This is a genomic window from Pseudoalteromonas sp. PPB1 (assembly GCF_015356275.1).
GTDB classification, from domain to species: Bacteria; Pseudomonadota; Gammaproteobacteria; order Enterobacterales; family Alteromonadaceae; genus Pseudoalteromonas; species Pseudoalteromonas rubra_D.
Genome location: NZ_JACEQV010000007.1, coordinates 52,073 through 66,467 on the forward strand (window position 1 = coordinate 52,073; position 14,395 = coordinate 66,467).

The 14,395-nt window shown below is 46.9% G+C and carries 15 protein-coding genes; 6 read left to right on the forward strand and 9 right to left on the reverse strand.

Going from position 1 to position 14,395, the window contains the following annotated elements:
* Nucleotides 1–105 precede the first annotated feature (105 nt).
* The 3 genes from IY568_RS08960 to IY568_RS08970 all read left to right on the forward strand — a co-directional run bounded on the left by IY568_RS08960 (nucleotide 106) and on the right by IY568_RS08970 (nucleotide 1,626).
* On the forward strand, nucleotides 106–624 hold the full coding sequence (locus tag IY568_RS08960; RefSeq protein WP_228553238.1) for a rhomboid family intramembrane serine protease: 519 nt from the start codon (nucleotides 106–108) through the stop codon (nucleotides 622–624).
* A 216-nt stretch (nucleotides 625–840) separates the two neighbouring features.
* Nucleotides 841–1,164: a hypothetical protein gene (locus IY568_RS08965; protein ID WP_138539604.1), complete on the forward strand. Its 324-nt coding sequence runs from the start codon at nucleotides 841–843 to the stop codon at nucleotides 1,162–1,164.
* A 159-nt stretch (nucleotides 1,165–1,323) separates the two neighbouring features.
* Complete coding sequence (locus IY568_RS08970) at nucleotides 1,324–1,626, forward strand: DUF1330 domain-containing protein (RefSeq protein ID WP_125561616.1); 303 nt, start codon at nucleotides 1,324–1,326, stop codon at nucleotides 1,624–1,626.
* A 136-nt stretch (nucleotides 1,627–1,762) separates the two neighbouring features.
* Here the strand turns inward: IY568_RS08970 and IY568_RS08975 are convergent, their stop codons facing one another.
* The 5 genes from IY568_RS08975 to IY568_RS08990 form a co-directional block, all read right to left on the reverse strand.
* Nucleotides 1,763–2,029 carry a hypothetical protein gene (locus IY568_RS08975; protein WP_194867364.1) on the reverse strand — a complete coding sequence of 89 codons (267 nt, stop codon included), beginning with the start codon at nucleotides 2,027–2,029 and terminating at the stop codon, nucleotides 1,763–1,765.
* A gap of 17 nt (nucleotides 2,030–2,046) precedes the next feature.
* Entirely contained in the window at nucleotides 2,047–2,655 is a 609-nt protein-coding gene (gene prfH / locus IY568_RS08980; protein ID WP_194867365.1) for a peptide chain release factor H, read from the reverse strand.
* On the reverse strand, nucleotides 2,652–3,323 hold the full coding sequence (locus IY568_RS25120) for an RtcB family protein (RefSeq protein WP_323744740.1): 672 nt from the start codon (nucleotides 3,321–3,323) through the stop codon (nucleotides 2,652–2,654). The genes prfH and IY568_RS25120 overlap by 4 nt, the downstream gene beginning before the upstream one ends.
* The gene (locus IY568_RS25125; protein WP_267251442.1) at nucleotides 3,227–3,799 is read right to left on the reverse strand and encodes an RtcB family protein; all 573 of its coding nucleotides are present in this window, start codon (nucleotides 3,797–3,799) and stop codon (nucleotides 3,227–3,229) included. Before IY568_RS25125 ends, IY568_RS25120 begins: the two co-directional genes overlap by 97 nt.
* Nucleotides 3,800–4,182: 383 nt before the next feature.
* The gene (locus tag IY568_RS08990; protein ID WP_138539600.1) at nucleotides 4,183–4,413 is read right to left on the reverse strand and encodes a hypothetical protein; all 231 of its coding nucleotides are present in this window, start codon (nucleotides 4,411–4,413) and stop codon (nucleotides 4,183–4,185) included.
* Nucleotides 4,414–4,796: 383 nt separating this feature from the next.
* On the opposite strand from IY568_RS08990, the gene IY568_RS08995 reads away from it, so the two are divergent.
* Nucleotides 4,797–5,402: a DUF998 domain-containing protein gene (locus IY568_RS08995; protein WP_125561607.1), complete on the forward strand. Its 606-nt coding sequence runs from the start codon at nucleotides 4,797–4,799 to the stop codon at nucleotides 5,400–5,402.
* A 44-nt stretch (nucleotides 5,403–5,446) separates the two neighbouring features.
* Here the strand turns inward: IY568_RS08995 and IY568_RS09000 are convergent, their stop codons facing one another.
* A complete protein-coding gene (locus IY568_RS09000; protein WP_194867366.1) occupies nucleotides 5,447–6,034 on the reverse strand; it encodes a class I SAM-dependent methyltransferase in 588 nt (195 codons plus the stop codon).
* Nucleotides 6,035–6,249: 215 nt separating this feature from the next.
* Here IY568_RS09000 and IY568_RS09005 point away from each other — a divergent pair, with 215 nt between their 5' ends.
* A complete protein-coding gene (locus IY568_RS09005) occupies nucleotides 6,250–7,089 on the forward strand; it encodes a DUF6279 family lipoprotein (RefSeq protein ID WP_194867367.1) in 840 nt (279 codons plus the stop codon).
* 47 nt (nucleotides 7,090–7,136) lie between these two features.
* Here IY568_RS09005 and IY568_RS09010 read toward each other — a convergent pair whose 3' ends face one another.
* From IY568_RS09010 to IY568_RS09020, 3 genes are all read right to left on the reverse strand, one after another.
* Nucleotides 7,137–9,320, reverse strand: a complete 2,184-nt coding sequence (locus IY568_RS09010; protein ID WP_194867368.1) for a DUF6359 domain-containing protein — start codon at nucleotides 9,318–9,320, stop codon at nucleotides 7,137–7,139.
* A gap of 261 nt (nucleotides 9,321–9,581) precedes the next feature.
* Nucleotides 9,582–11,768 (reverse strand): bifunctional 2',3'-cyclic-nucleotide 2'-phosphodiesterase/3'-nucleotidase, encoded by a 2,187-nt coding sequence (locus IY568_RS09015; protein ID WP_194867369.1) that lies wholly within the window; start codon nucleotides 11,766–11,768, stop codon nucleotides 9,582–9,584.
* Nucleotides 11,769–12,145: 377 nt separating this feature from the next.
* Nucleotides 12,146–13,099: a LysR family transcriptional regulator gene (locus IY568_RS09020; RefSeq protein ID WP_010381740.1), complete on the reverse strand. Its 954-nt coding sequence runs from the start codon at nucleotides 13,097–13,099 to the stop codon at nucleotides 12,146–12,148.
* Between the two features lie 129 nt (nucleotides 13,100–13,228).
* On the opposite strand from IY568_RS09020, the gene IY568_RS09025 reads away from it, so the two are divergent.
* On the forward strand, nucleotides 13,229–14,392 hold the full coding sequence (locus tag IY568_RS09025) for an efflux RND transporter periplasmic adaptor subunit (RefSeq protein ID WP_138539595.1): 1,164 nt from the start codon (nucleotides 13,229–13,231) through the stop codon (nucleotides 14,390–14,392).
* Nucleotides 14,393–14,395 lie beyond the last annotated feature (3 nt).

A 14,395-nucleotide genomic window follows, 5' to 3' on the forward strand; every position in this document is an offset into this window, starting at 1 on the left:
TCAGATTTAGCAAATCTTGATACCAAAATAATAAGGGTAAAAATGAGTAAGCGTGCATTGGTTTTACCGCCCAATTTTATTTGGGTCGTTTACGCGATGGTTTTTATGATTGTAGTACACTTGTTAGGCAGTGTCTTTGGGTTACCTGTCGCGCGTTTTGGTGTGATCCCACTGAGTGTAAATCATTTGGGCGGCGTGTTTACTGCGCCTTTTATCCATGGTAGTTGGGGCCATTTGGCGAGCAATCTGGTAGGCTTATCCATCAGCGGATATCTGGCTGCCAGGTTGCCTAACTTTAAAAGGGCAACCTTGTTTATTGTTGTTACGACAGGGTTGCTCGTCTGGCTTTTCGCAGGCTCGGGTAATCATATTGGTGCATCGGGCGTGGTTATGGGCTATTTTGGTCTATTACTTGGCGCAGCTGTATTTAATCGCAACGTGCTGGGTATTGTGAGCTTTATCGCTTTATTGATACTCACTTATTACGCCAACATCAGCTTTTTAGCGACCCTGTTTGATTTTTCTGCACAAACGAGCAGTTCAAGCCATATTTTTGGTTTTATCAGTGGATTGAGTGTTGCCTATTTGGTAAAGACAAAGCGCACTAAGAGGGAAGTCGAATAGGCTGAAATCTTGGTAAGCTTGGGTGCTGTGATCCTTTAAGCAGGTTAGCGTTATATATTGGCCCATTTCAGATTTTCGTGTGAAAATTGTGCTGATATAGGTCGTGCTTATTCGGGTTGTAGGCAATTGTACTTTGTAGGAATATACGTTCGGCCTGTGTGAGAGGCTTACAACTGTCTGAAATTTTATAAATCGATATAACTTTAGAGAAAGATCATGAAAAAATATCTCCTGATGAGCGCTCTGGCCATGGCTTCAATGTTTTCTCAAGCAGGAATAAGCCAGGTGAGTGGTGCGAAGATTCAAATTATCGAGTTCTATGGCAATCAATTTACGATCAGTATAGATAAATCTCATACTTCCAAAGGATGTGGACACCCGGGAAATGTTGTTGCGATTGACACTTCGAAAGAGCCTGGGGCAACACAGTATTCGGCACTCCTGGCTATATGGATGGCTAATAAATCAGTGTCTATGCGTATCACGGATGAAACTTGTAGTGGCGACCGTCCGACTTTACTCAACTGGTCTGCACATTAAATTTAAAAGGTGCCAAGCGAAGGCCTCTTGGTCAGGGCGCTTAATCGATAGCAGTTTCATTAATATGTCGTCACTTGGGTTTGGCTTAGGTAGCAGTGAAGTGAACTGCTGAGCAATTGGAAACAATTAATTCTCCTGGATCGGAAAGGAAAGATAGAGGTGTATGAATATTTAGTCGGGTTAGCCGTATCGGATAATGCGGTATATGCGCAGTACCGTGCAGCGATGAAGCCTATTTTAAGTCTATATCATGGCGGGTTTGGATACGATTTAGTTGTCAGTGAAGTCCTCAGATCCGAGACCAATGAACCGATTAACCGGGTTTTCACTATTCACTTTCCAAGTAAAGAGGCGTCCGAGCGTTTTTTTTCTGATGAGGATTATTTACAAGTCAAAGCACGGTACTTCGACGCATCAGTTGCGCATACGACGATTATTGCTGGCTATGACAGACCGGCTTGAATTCGACATGTGATTTCAACAAGCGTGTTGGTGTTTGTTAATCAACACGCTTGTTGAATTTAATTGCGAGACTAAGTGATAGGGTAGGATAGTTTGCTGAGTCACCGTTTCTGGCAATGAGGCTTAGCGCTTAAGTTTAAAAGCGCCCGGTTCTGCTTAGCTCGACCCCCTGATTTCCAATGACCAACATGCAGTGCCCTCCAGATCTGGCTGGCCACTGAAGTCTGTCGACTTGCGATTTAAGCACATCACTTGGCACGGAATGGCGGCTGTTTTTGTTGTTGGCTTCTGTTTGCTGAAATGCAACGAGTGTGATTAGAGCACCGTATTGCGATCCGAGTTGACGGGTGATTTCTCTAAATCCTTTTGGGTGTGAGTTGCATCCCAGGCGACATTTGGTCATCGCTTTTCCTTAAATTGTTAACCTGTAAAGGTACGCTTTGGCGCGCCTCGTTCAAGTGTCTGATGTTGTTGCCAGCGTGTTTTGTTCTGAGCATTTAGCTGCTGGGATTTCATCGCCTCCAGTTTGTTGAATATGAGGGCGATGGCTATGCGTTTATTGGTGTGCTGACTGCGCTCACTTTCTGCTCTTACGCAGATCCCTGTCTGGGTATGCGTTGCCCTGACAGCAGAATCTGTGGTGTTAACATGCTGGCCACCTGCACCCGAAGCCCGGCAGCGCTGAAAGGTGATTTCTTTACTCATTGTATGTTCATCTACTTCTGTAACCGCGCCGCTAAAAAACCAGTTTTTGCGCTTATGTCGTGGCCGGTAGGGACTCTGGCATACCCACAGCATTGAGCCTTGCCACTGGTGTGCAAGTTGCGTAGCCATGGCATCATCATCTGCAGAATATAATCTGAGTAAAATGGATTTGTATCCCTCCTTGTTGTCGGAGAAGGTCGTTTCAATCACAGTTAGCCCGACACCCGCTTTATGGCATTGTCGCGTGATATGACTTACTGCCAGGGCCACAGCCCGACAGCATTCAGCCGGGCCTTGTCCTGAAGAAAGTTGCAATAAAATCATCCGCTACAGTCTCCATTGGTTTTAAAGGTCAATACCGGTTTAAAGCGGGCAACAACGTCAATGAGACCTGCGTCCTCCATATCAGCAATTACGGTTTCACACTTTTTGTACGCTTGTGGCGCTTCATCATAAAGTAGCTCTTTGTTACCACAGATCACTCGGCTGCCCAGCTCTGTGCGATATAAATCATCGCGCTTGTATTTGTGACTCAGGCGTCCCTGACATTCGCCTCGTTTCCATTTTCTGCCAGCGCCATGTGCCAGTGAACATAAGCTGAGATGTGGTTCAGTAGTGTTTTTAGGTTTAACCAGGTAACTGTAATCGCCGCGCGAACCTGGGATCATTACGCACCCACGATCACTTGGGGTTGCTCCTTTACGATGTAACCAGCCTTCAATGCCAGCCAGTGTTTTGCGTGACATCAGATTGTGGTTTATATCCAGAACGCATGTGCCTTTGGTACGAATTGCGTCGAGAAATCGAAGTGCAATTAATTCACGGTTCAGTTCAGCCCAGCGCAGAGCTTCATCGTGCCTGGTCAGGTACGCTTCAAATGCTTTATCTGAATGAGTCAGCCCTGCGTGGTTGAATCTGGAGACATGATCGGCCCAAGCCCTCGTGAGCCTGAATGTACCAAGAGTTGCAAGCTGCGCTTGTCCAGTCCTAATTCAGTAATGGTTGTCTTATCGTAGATCTTGTCAATAGACTGAAACTCAGCGAAGTGGTTACCTCCACCAATTGTGCCCAGAGCATGATCAAACTGGTTGTTTGCTATTTGCTTTGCTTGTTTGCGCTCTGCAACATAGTCGTGCCAGCTTTCATCAAGCGGGCATTCGACATGGATAAATTTTTTGACTAACTTATCCAAATGCACTTTTGATGTTTTCATTGATGTTTGCCAAAGAGACATACCACAACCGATGTCGTTGCCGACCAGAGCAGGGTATATCTGACCTGTGGTAAAAAATGCCGCACCAATCGGGTACCCTCTGCCCGGGTGTAAGTCCGGCATACCGGCAACCTGTTGCATACCAGCCAATTCTGATGTTTTTTTAAGTTGTTGAATTGCCAGACCTTCGATCCAGGTCTCTTCAGACGCGATCAGGCTGACGTTGGGTGTAATTTGTTGGACGGATCTGCCCATAATACCAATTCCTTGCTCATAAAAGAGCACTATAATTTTTAGTGTAAAACGAATTGGCAGATCTATTTACTCGCCTGTTCACAATGGCGAGACCGGGTAATAGCTTTGTCAGAAAGCTAACAAGAGTTAAGTCGCTTTCAGCTAATTAGCGGACAAGACCTGCAAAGGAACGTGATGTGTTAGTCATATTTTTTCTCCTCTGCGGTTGATTGATATAAATTGGATAATAAGTATTCGTTTGTCTTTCGAACGGGCACAGTGTATTGGCACTTTTTCGTGAATGCAAGAAAAAGTGAGATCAGTTTAATGCCGATATGTTCTTCAGAATGCTGGAAGTGGCCATTGGCATGGCCATTATGACTTAATGGATCCTTTTGTTTTGTCTACCAAAACACTTTGGTGACTTTGAGCCTGCCGCCATCGTTTTCACAGCTGGTGGCAAATGTTGGGTTATAAGTCTGTGAAATCCTGAACCAAAGTTGAACCTGGTTGCTGTCCAGGCACTGAAAGTGATAGTAACGGAAATCTCCGGGGTTGCTGCCCTTTGCCAGAGCTGTGCTGCTAAGCGAGATCAGACAAGCTGCAATCGCAGTCAGCGTAATGAGTTTTTGCATGTTAGTTTCCTTCATATAATATTTTGATCCCTCCACAGATAGTGACTCACCTTGTAACTTAAGATCATTAAATGTGAACAAAATTAATGATATGTGTTTTGCTTTGTTTTTGTCCAACTTTTCACTATCTAAAAAACCCTCTTAGATCAAAGTTCTTCTTTAACTAACTGGTTTTTAAATATTTTATTTTGTTTTGTGAATTTTTATACCCTGGACGTGGTATCGTCGGTTGCGTGGTGTAGCCCATTCTTTTGCAATTTGAGTCGTTAATGGGTACATTGTGTTAGCACTTAGTATACAAGTTGTTTTTTATATTGGTGCAGAACAATAAAAAAAGCGTTTAACCGTCATCTACAGCTTTACCTGAAACAAGGAGCAAGCAGATGTTTGAATATTTTGCAGCGTTATTAGGCCTGGTCGCAACCGTGTGGATAACATGCGGTGTTTATATAGCGGGTCGATTTTATCCAAACTATGATCATTTTAATCAATTTTGTAGTGAACTGGGGGCCGCCGGAAGCCCAACTCAAAAGCTATCGCCCTGGATTAATAATTACCCATTGAGTGTGATGTTTGTGATTTTTGGCTGGCATGTCACACAGTTACCTGAGGTCAGTATCGCGTTTTACATTACCGGGATGCTGATTGTTTTTCATGGCATTGGTACCTGGATTGCGGGTTATTTTCCAATGGATAAAGACCCTTATACACCAACCCCCAGCCGCCACTGTTTGATCCATTCCACTGCCGGCTCGGTCGTAATGTTAACCTTATTACTGGCCCCGGTCTTTGTGGCTATTAGCCCGAGCTCTGAACTGGTTTCTCCCTGGTTTCGTGTTTTTTCTATCCTGATAGTCTTAATTTCGATGTTTTTTACGGCCAAACTGGTCAAGGCATTTCAGGTTAAGCACGGTGCGGGTTTGTACCAACGCTTGTCCTACTGGACTCAATTGATCTGGCTGAGTGTCTTTTCTCTGGTACTGATGTAATGATAGTCGCCCGGACATAAAGCCGGGCGCTTTGTTTAGCTGTTTTATGACGGCTTAAGTGCTTCAATTATCAGAAATTCACCTTCATGACTGCGATGGACTTTATGTGATAGCTGGGTAAAACCAGTGTGTTGCAGCAGTCCTTTAACGCCGTTAAGTGTCTTCAATTCAGTGTGCACCTCTGTATTTCCTTCGGTAGGTGCATTCAGATCCTCGCATAACCAGATCTTACCGCCGGGCTTAAGTGCGCCGTAAATCAGTGCCATAGCTTGCTCCGGGCTTTGCCAGTGGTGGACAGAAAATGCAGCGATCACTAGGTCCTGAGTGTCTGCACTGACATCCAGTGCCTCTGCACCGGCTTCAAAAAACTGTAATTGAGCGTGTGAAAGGTTTGTTTTGCGTTGCCGCGCCTGCGCCAAAGCAATCATTTTAGGGGTTGGATCCAAAGCTGTTACACGTACGTTTACAGCAGCCTGTGCCAGGCATAAGCTCAGATACCCGCCACCGCAACCCAGTTCGATAATATTGAAATTAGATTGTACGCCTGCAAGTTCAGGGATCTGCTGGTGGAACGCCAGTTCCCCCCATTTGTTGTCGTAGCTGATGGCATCTTCATCATTCCAGTGGCTCATAAGTGTTCCTCGTGTATTGTCTTCTGGGTATCAGTATGCAGGTAAGCTATCGTGCGAGGCAGGGCTCAGATTTTGCGATAATCGGCTTATTATTAGATTTTGAGGTTGGACGGAGTTTGTAACGAACGAAATATTTACAGACACTTTTTTAGTCCACTTTTTGTCGAATTCCGTATTAACTAAAGAGACTAATAACACGGACTATGGATACGACGATGAGAAAGTTCTTTCTGGTGCTGGCATTGCTGACGATGACCGGCTGTTCAACTAAATTTATCTATAAAAATGCCGACTGGCTGAGCTATTGGTATCTTGATGACTACATTTCGCTTACCGATGAACAGGAAGCACAGTTTGACGAGCGTTTGCTTGTCTGGCTGGACTGGCATAAGTCACAAGAGCTGACACGGTATGCCGAGCAGCTCACTATGCTGAAATCAGATATAGAAAATGACAAAATTACGTTGGAGCGCATTGGCTACCACCGCACACAGATGCTTGAGCATTGGCATCGCCTGCGCAACAAAGTGGTGCCAGATCTGGTCGAAATGGCCCCGATGCTCAGTGAAGCACAGGCCAGTGAATTATTTGATGAAATTGCTGAAGGAGAAGCTGAGCGGGCAGAGGAAAGGGCAAAGCGTTCTGAGCAGAAAAAGTACAAGCGTTGGCTAAAAGAGCGCAATAAGAACCTTAAGCGCTGGATAGGCAGATTGTCTGCTGAGCAGGAAAGTCGTATTGAGCAGTTATATGGGCAACTGGTCAGTACCTCAGATTTATGGTCAGACTATCGTGCGCATTATCAGGCGGAGCTCAGAGCCTTGTTTGCTCAGCCTGAGCGTGGAGATGCATTTAAGGCGAGGTTGTCCGAGTTGCTGATGGCACCTGAGGTATTCCGCTCTGAGCAGCTCAACCTGGCCAATGAGCAAAATAGCAAAGCCAACCATCAGTATTTACTGGATGTGTATCAAAGTTTCAGTGATAAACAGAAAAAACGTTTAATATCAGAGTTAGAAGAGCTGATTGAGGACATTCAATCACTTGCAGCAGAAGACTAATGAAAAAGGCGACGCGCAATGCGTCGCCTGACTTCAAACCCGTTGGTTTAGTCTAGTAGAGTCAGTGCGGTGACGTTACGTACACCCGGCTGGCTCATATAGTCATTTTTAACACCGGTTACACGCAGCTTTTTACCCAATAGAGAAGGGTTTAGCTGAGGGCTGTATGTCGCGCGCTGTGATGATTCCAACTTGATATACAGCTTGTTACCTGGCGCGTTTGGATCGCTCAGTTCCAGGGCATAAATGTTGTTGATGGCAGAAGTTATGGTACCGGCCACAACAACGGGTGTGCCATTGCTTTTTGCCAGTACTTCGCTGACGGTCATATCCAGATTTGGATCCGGATCTGGTGAAGTCGACGACGCCTTGGCAATTTCAGAGACGTTACGGATCCCCGGCTGGCTCATGTACGAGTCGCGCTTACCGGTGATCACTAAAGTCTCATCCAGAATGCTCGGGTTCAGCTGCGGGCTGAATTCGGCGCGTTGGCTTGACTCAAGCTTGATGTTGATGGTGGTGCTGTCGTCAGATAAGTCTGACAGGACCAGAGCATAGATGCTGTTCAGCGGTGCTTTGACCTTACCGGTTAACGTGATGGTTTCACCCTGTGCGGTGGCCAGCGCCTGAGAGACGGACAGTGCGCTTGGTGCGATAACCAAATCCGTGACGTAACGGATCCCTGGTTCACCCATGTAGCTGTTACGCTTACCGGTTACCAACAAGGTTTTACCCAGAATTTCAGGGTTCAATTGCGGGTTGAAGTCGGCACGTTGATTAGACTCTAATTTGACATTAATGCTGACAGCCGGGTTATTTAAGTCAGTCAGTAACAGGCCATAGATACCATTGACGGCGTCAGTCACTTTACCTTGAACAACTAACTCAGTACCGGTTGTCGCTGCCAAAGCGTCAGCAACGGAGACCGCAGTACCAGGTGTCGGATCAGGATCCGGATCAGGATCTGGGTCTACCTGGCCCTGGCCATAAGGTGCATTGAAAGAGTTGTCTTTATAGGTATCAGTATCCCATGGGTTGAAGCCATTGCTTGGGTTGCTCCAGGGCTGGCCATTGTTAGGATCGAACATCTCCTCTGAGGTCATCGGCACTGGTGTTACGCGACCTGGTGTGCGGCCATTGGCACCATCAAAATGGGTATAACTCTCTGGCGTAGCCAGCCAGTTGACGATGTTAATTGACAGTACGGATGCGTGGCCCGGATCTGTCCAGCCTGGATAAGTCTTCTTAGTGTTGCCACTGTCCTGACGACGATACTTAGGTGTTGCATCTTCAATTGGTGAAGAGTCACCAATGAAGGCTGCTTTACCAGCGCCTGATTTAGCGATTGCTACATAAGGGCCTTCAGCTTCTCCGCCAAAATACAAACCTGAGTCTTTCGCATGTCGCCACTTAGTTGGATTATCGGTTTCAGCAAAGTAAACCAGTCCTTTGGCTTTTTGGCCGTCGACGATAGCCAGGGTTGCACCAGCAGCCATTAGGATAGGCGCGACACCTTGTGTCAGACCTTCGGTCTGATAAGCTGGTTCAACACCGCTCACGCCTTGTTTGTAGTCAACACCGTTAAAGCGAAAACGAATTCCGAAGTTTTCTACTAACCAGCCTTGTTGCGCGCTTTTTGGGTTACGCCAGTCACCATAAACGCCACCCATATTGTACTTGCTCAGATCAGAGCGGTTGTAACCGTTGAAGACTTCAGTTGCATCCCAGGTATTGAGGTTGCGATCCGCATCATAATGGTCGGCGATAAAGAAAATACCTTTACCCGCGGCTACGAAGGTTTCGAGCGCCTGTTGCTCTGCCAGGGTAAATGGACGGTTAGTTTCTGCCAGGACAAACACGTCAGCATGTTTGATGGCGTCATAAGTAATGATGGCTTCGTTTGCCTGAGTTGAGAAGCTGCGATCATCAAAAAAGCGAATTTTACCATCGTTATTCAAATCGACGCCGCGATATTCCTCAACGCGGTAACCTTCAGCGACCAGGGCGTCGGCGAAGTCTGAAAATGCGCCGTCGATAACCCAGTCGGCATTACCTTCAACGCCACCGTGCGAGACGTCGAACAGAACGGTTTTGCCATTGTTTTGTTGTGCACTCGGTACTTTGACCGGTGCGGTATTATTCCAGTTATACGGTGTTGCAGCTTGCAAAGCGGTTGCGCTAAGCGCAAGCGTTACACCAAGGCCTAAAACTGTGAGTTTAGATAGTTTCATTATCAATTCCCGTTGTGAATATCAACCTGCCTGACTACCTTTGCTAAATGAGCGCATTAACTCAGTGCGTAAACCGATTGCGAACTAAGTTAAGCTCGCTGAATAGCCAAGCTTCCCTGGCAAGCACACAATCCTTTGGCCTCAAAATTGCGCGTTCAGTTCAGCAAGTTGATATGAAATTGCCGCATACTGCCTGTGATTACGGCGCGATATAAAAGCCACGCAAATGCGTGGCTTTTAATTTGTTTATCGCTCTGAAGTTCAGTTAGCAGACTGAGTCAGGTCGATTTGATAGATTGCAAAACCATCATCAGTGGTTTTGTTCAAAGGTGTGATATGGGCAAAGCGCGCACTGAATGCGGCAGCTTTATCGGACGGAGAGCTGTAAAATACCACGTTTGCGCCCTCTACCGGTGCGAATGACCAGTTACCATCCGCGCTTGGATCCATGCCGGTTTCAGGATTCTTGTTTGACTGAAGTGCAATGTAGTCGGCGACGACCTGACGGTTTTCGTTGGGAGAATCAACCACAATTTTCTCACCTGAGATCCCCGGGAAGTTACCGCCACCTGATGCACGATAGTTATTCGTTGCAACCAGGAACACCTGTTCATCCGTTACCAATTCGCCCTGGTAGGTGAGGGCTTTAATGCGGTTACCATCAGAGACTTTATTGCCTTTGGTGTCGTATCGAGCAGGCTCGGTCACATCAATTTGATAGCTCACACCATCCAGCACATCAAAGTTATAAGAAGGGAAGTCGGTATTAACCAGAACCTGAACATCTTCACTGTTTGGCATGATTTGGTTAAACTGACCCGCAGACATTTCCAGCCATTGCTTAACTTCAGCACCATTGAGTTTAAGGACTTTCAGTACATTTGGGTAAATATACAGGTCGGCTACGTTGCGATAAGCAATGTCTCCTTTATCGACCGCTGTAAAGTCGTCTGGGCCACCACGTCCTGCTCTGAACGGCGCGCCTGCAGATAATACAGGTAGACCGTCTAGTTCAGTCCCTTTGACAATTGTTTGCGTATACCAAAGCTGAGCATCGGTAACGATTTGAATTGACGGATCGTCGTTAACGAGTGCGAAATAGCTGTTGACCTCATCAGCAATCTTAGCAAACGGCTCGTTTACCCAGGTTTTGGTTTCTTCATGTGCGGTCATTGACGCGTTTTCGACCTGAGCATCGTTAACTGCTAAAGACGTGACGGTGCGATCTGGGTTGGTGATAGAAATCGGTTGCAGCGTAGACTGAGAGTCTTTTACCTGCCACCCATCTGCACCGTATTCTAACGTCATGTCTATGATACCTAGGTTATTACCCCAAAAACCAGGCATCACGGCAGCTACGCCATTGATGGTGCCCTTCTCATTGTCGACACCATGTTCTTCAAGGCCTGCATAGCGCGAACCCGGGAAATTAGCATGGGCATGGCCAAACATGATGGCGTCAATGCCGTCGACTTTTGACAGGTAGTAGCTGGCATTCTCAGCCAGAGGTTTCTTTTCAGCCGTTTCCAGTCCAGAGTGAGGAATAGCAATGATGATGTCCGCGCCTTCTTCTTTCATCTTAGGCACATAGTGATTGGCCATATCGACGATGTCTTTGGCAATAACCTGACCTTCCAGGTTTGCTTTGTCCCACTGCATGATCTGAGGTGGAACAAAACCGATGTAACCGATTTTCAGGGTTTGTGTGTCACCATTTTTATCAATGACTTGCTTCTCTTTGATCAGATATGGAGTGAAAAGTGGTACGTCATTGCTTGGGTCATCGTCACCGTCATCCTTAAATACGTTGGCAGAGATATACGGGAACTTGGCGTCGTCGATGGCCTCGTCCAAAAACTCCAGACCAAAGTTAAACTCATGGTTACCGATATTCGCTACATCGTAATCCAGCGTGTTCATCGCCTCATAAATGGGATGTACATCACCTTCTTCAAGGCCTTTGACTTTTGCCATATAGTCGCCAAGCGGGCTGCCCTGGATCAGGTCACCATTGTCAACTAATACAGAATTCTTAACTGCCTCACGCGCCTGGCGGATCAGAGTTGCGGTTTTGACCAGACCGACTTTGTCATCTGCTTTGTTCGAGAAGTAGTTGAAGTTCATTAGGTTAGCATGCAGATCAGTGGTTTCCATGATGCGCAGCTCAAGCAGTGTACCTTCAGCAATCACGGGCTCATCAGGCTGCTTATCGTCATCCGTTGGCTTATCGTCGTCTGTTGGCTTATCGTCGTCCGTTGGTTTATCGTCATCTGTCGGTTGCTTGTCGTCGTCAGTTGGCTGCTTGTCATCTACAGGCTGCTTATCATCGTCCGTTTGCTGCTCTTTAACCGGCGGTTTGATTGGCACCTCATTGTCATTATCAGAACAACCAGTGAGTAAAGCGGCACTGCCGCAAAGCATTGCAAGTGTTAGTAATTTTAATTTCATAATCCTGACTCTGTAATTGTTTCAGGGGCAGTACTATAGAAACCAAAAAAGACAAAGAGGCTAAGAATTCATGGCATCTGTGTGCCATATATATGGCTAACAAATGACTTTAGTTTGGGTGTTAACATCTCGGAAAACATCCTGTTTTAAACTGTATTACTATGAAAAGTATAGGCTTTCTCTGTTCTGATGGTGTGTATGTGTGACTCTTTGTGAAATAACATTATTGATGTACGCGGAGTTGAGTTAAACCTGAAAAACGCTCTTTCTCTCGAGTTTTTGCGCTTCACAGCGCACAGAATGTCATTATGACTGTTATTTTATCGTTGTCATTATTGAATATTTTGTATGAGTATAAATATACCCATACAGTGCAATTATTTATTGTTAGCTTGGTAAAGCTGATCAATACCGGGAATATTCAGCTCCCAGCGCGGTTTATGCTCGCCGATATAGTGCCGTGCAGCATCCAAAAATAATCGGGTTCTGACCGGCAGATCCCGGTGTGGATAGACGGCATACACCGCGCTGTAGTCGGGCAGGTTGACATGCGTCAGCATCGGGACCAGCTGATCGGTATCGACACCATCGGCAAAAAAGAAGGCCGGTGCGGTAAAAAATGCGGTATGTGATAACACTTTGGACATCAGGGCTTCGGCATCATTGGAGCGAAACACAGGTGTAATGGGCTGTTCCTGAGGCTTGCCATTTTCGTCGATATAGCTGATGGACTCAAAGCGCAAATGGGAGCTGCTGTAGGAAGCCGCAGGTAAGTCGGCCAGATCAGCCATGGTTTTGGGCTCGCCATAGGTGTCGATAAAGCGCTGTGTTGCCAGGATCAGCATTTTGTTTCGGGCTATCTTGCGGGCAACCAGAGACGAGTCACGTGGCTCACCAACCCGAAAGGCCAGATCATACCCTTCAGAGATCATATCAACGACCCGATCATCCATGCGTATCTCAACACTGACCTGAGGAAAGCGCTTCTGGAAGTCATTGATGACTGGCATCAGGTAATGTTGGCCAATATAACTCGATGCGGTAATGCGCAATAACCCTCTGGGCTCCTGGTGATAGTTTTCAGCCAGTTGCACGGTATCTTGCAATAACAAGCGCAGATCTGCTGCCTTTTTTACCATTTCAGCACCGGCCGCAGTCAGGGAAAAGGATCGGGTGGTGCGATTCAGGAGTCGAACCCCCAGCTCTTCTTCGAGCTTGCCTATTTGTTTGGAGATCACTGAACGGTCTATATTTCTCAGTTCAGCGGCCTTAGAAAATGACCCCTGCTCAACAACTTCGAGCAACATAATCAAGCGGCTGGTGGTATCCATAATCTGTCCTTTCAACACAAAGAAAAGTTTATTGGTGCCATTCTGGCACTAATGTTTTTAAAAAACTACCATTTTTCTTCACGGTAATTCTTCGTACCATCATATCAACTCATACTGTCGGAGAATGTCATGAATAAAATTAGCTATACACTCAGTGCGGTCGCACTTGCTTTAGTGCTTAGTGGTTGTAGTCAGCCAAGCGCACAGGAAGGGCAGCAGCCACCGCCACTGACCATTGATGTGGCACAGGTCAAAATGGCGCCGGTCCAGTCCTGGCATACCTTTACTACGCGTTTGCAGGCACCAGAGCGGGTTGTGCTTAAGCCGCGTGTGTCTGGCCAGGTGGAGCAGATGACATTCAAAGAAGGTGAGCGGATTGAGAAAGGTCAGATCCTGTTCAGACTCGATCCTCGTCCGTTTGAGGTGCAGGTTGAAACCCTGAATGCACAACTGGTGAGTGCCGATGCAGCCCTGATGCAGGCCAAAAGTGAAGCGCGTCGTGCTAAGCAGCTGGTGGCTGAGAAAGCCATGTCAACCGAGCTGGCTGAGCAGCGTGCGGCGACATTGCGTCAGGCACAAGCTAATCGTGATGCCATTGCGGCGCAACTGAAAAAAGCGCGTCTGGATCTGGAGTTTAGTCAGGTTGAAGCGCCGATCAGCGGGGTTGTATCTCGTGCTATCGTGACCAAAGGTAACTATGTGAGTGCGGGCGAAACCACACTGGCAACCATAGTGTCAGATCAGCAGATCTATGCTTATTTTGATGTGGACGAACGCACCTGGAGCGACAAATTTGCCGGTGTTGATGCTACCGATGCGGTCACGGTGCAATTGCAGCGTATTAATGGTGGCGCATCTGTACCTGGCGTGGTCGATTTTATCGACAATGAAATTAACCCGAATACCGGTACGTTAGGTGTTCGCGCAGTATTTGATGCGCAGCAGCATGGTCTTAAGCCGGGTGCGTTTGCTCGAATTTCTTTAGGCGCCGCCGATGCGACCACAATGCCGTTAGTGCCTGAGCGTGCCATTGGCACTGATCTGAAAAACCGCTTTGTGTTGACCGTTGATGCTAACAACACCTTGCAATATCGCCTGGTGGAGTTGGGCGAGCGCTATGGTGCATTCCGCGCGATTAAATCAGGCCTGGAAGATGGGGATAAAGTGGCGGCCAATGGCCCTGCTCGTGTCGGCCCGGGTATGCCAATTACGCCAAATATGGTCACGCTCAACCTGGATGACACCCGTCTTGTGATTGCACAGCGCGACATTCAGCTCAGCGCTGCAAACTAAGAG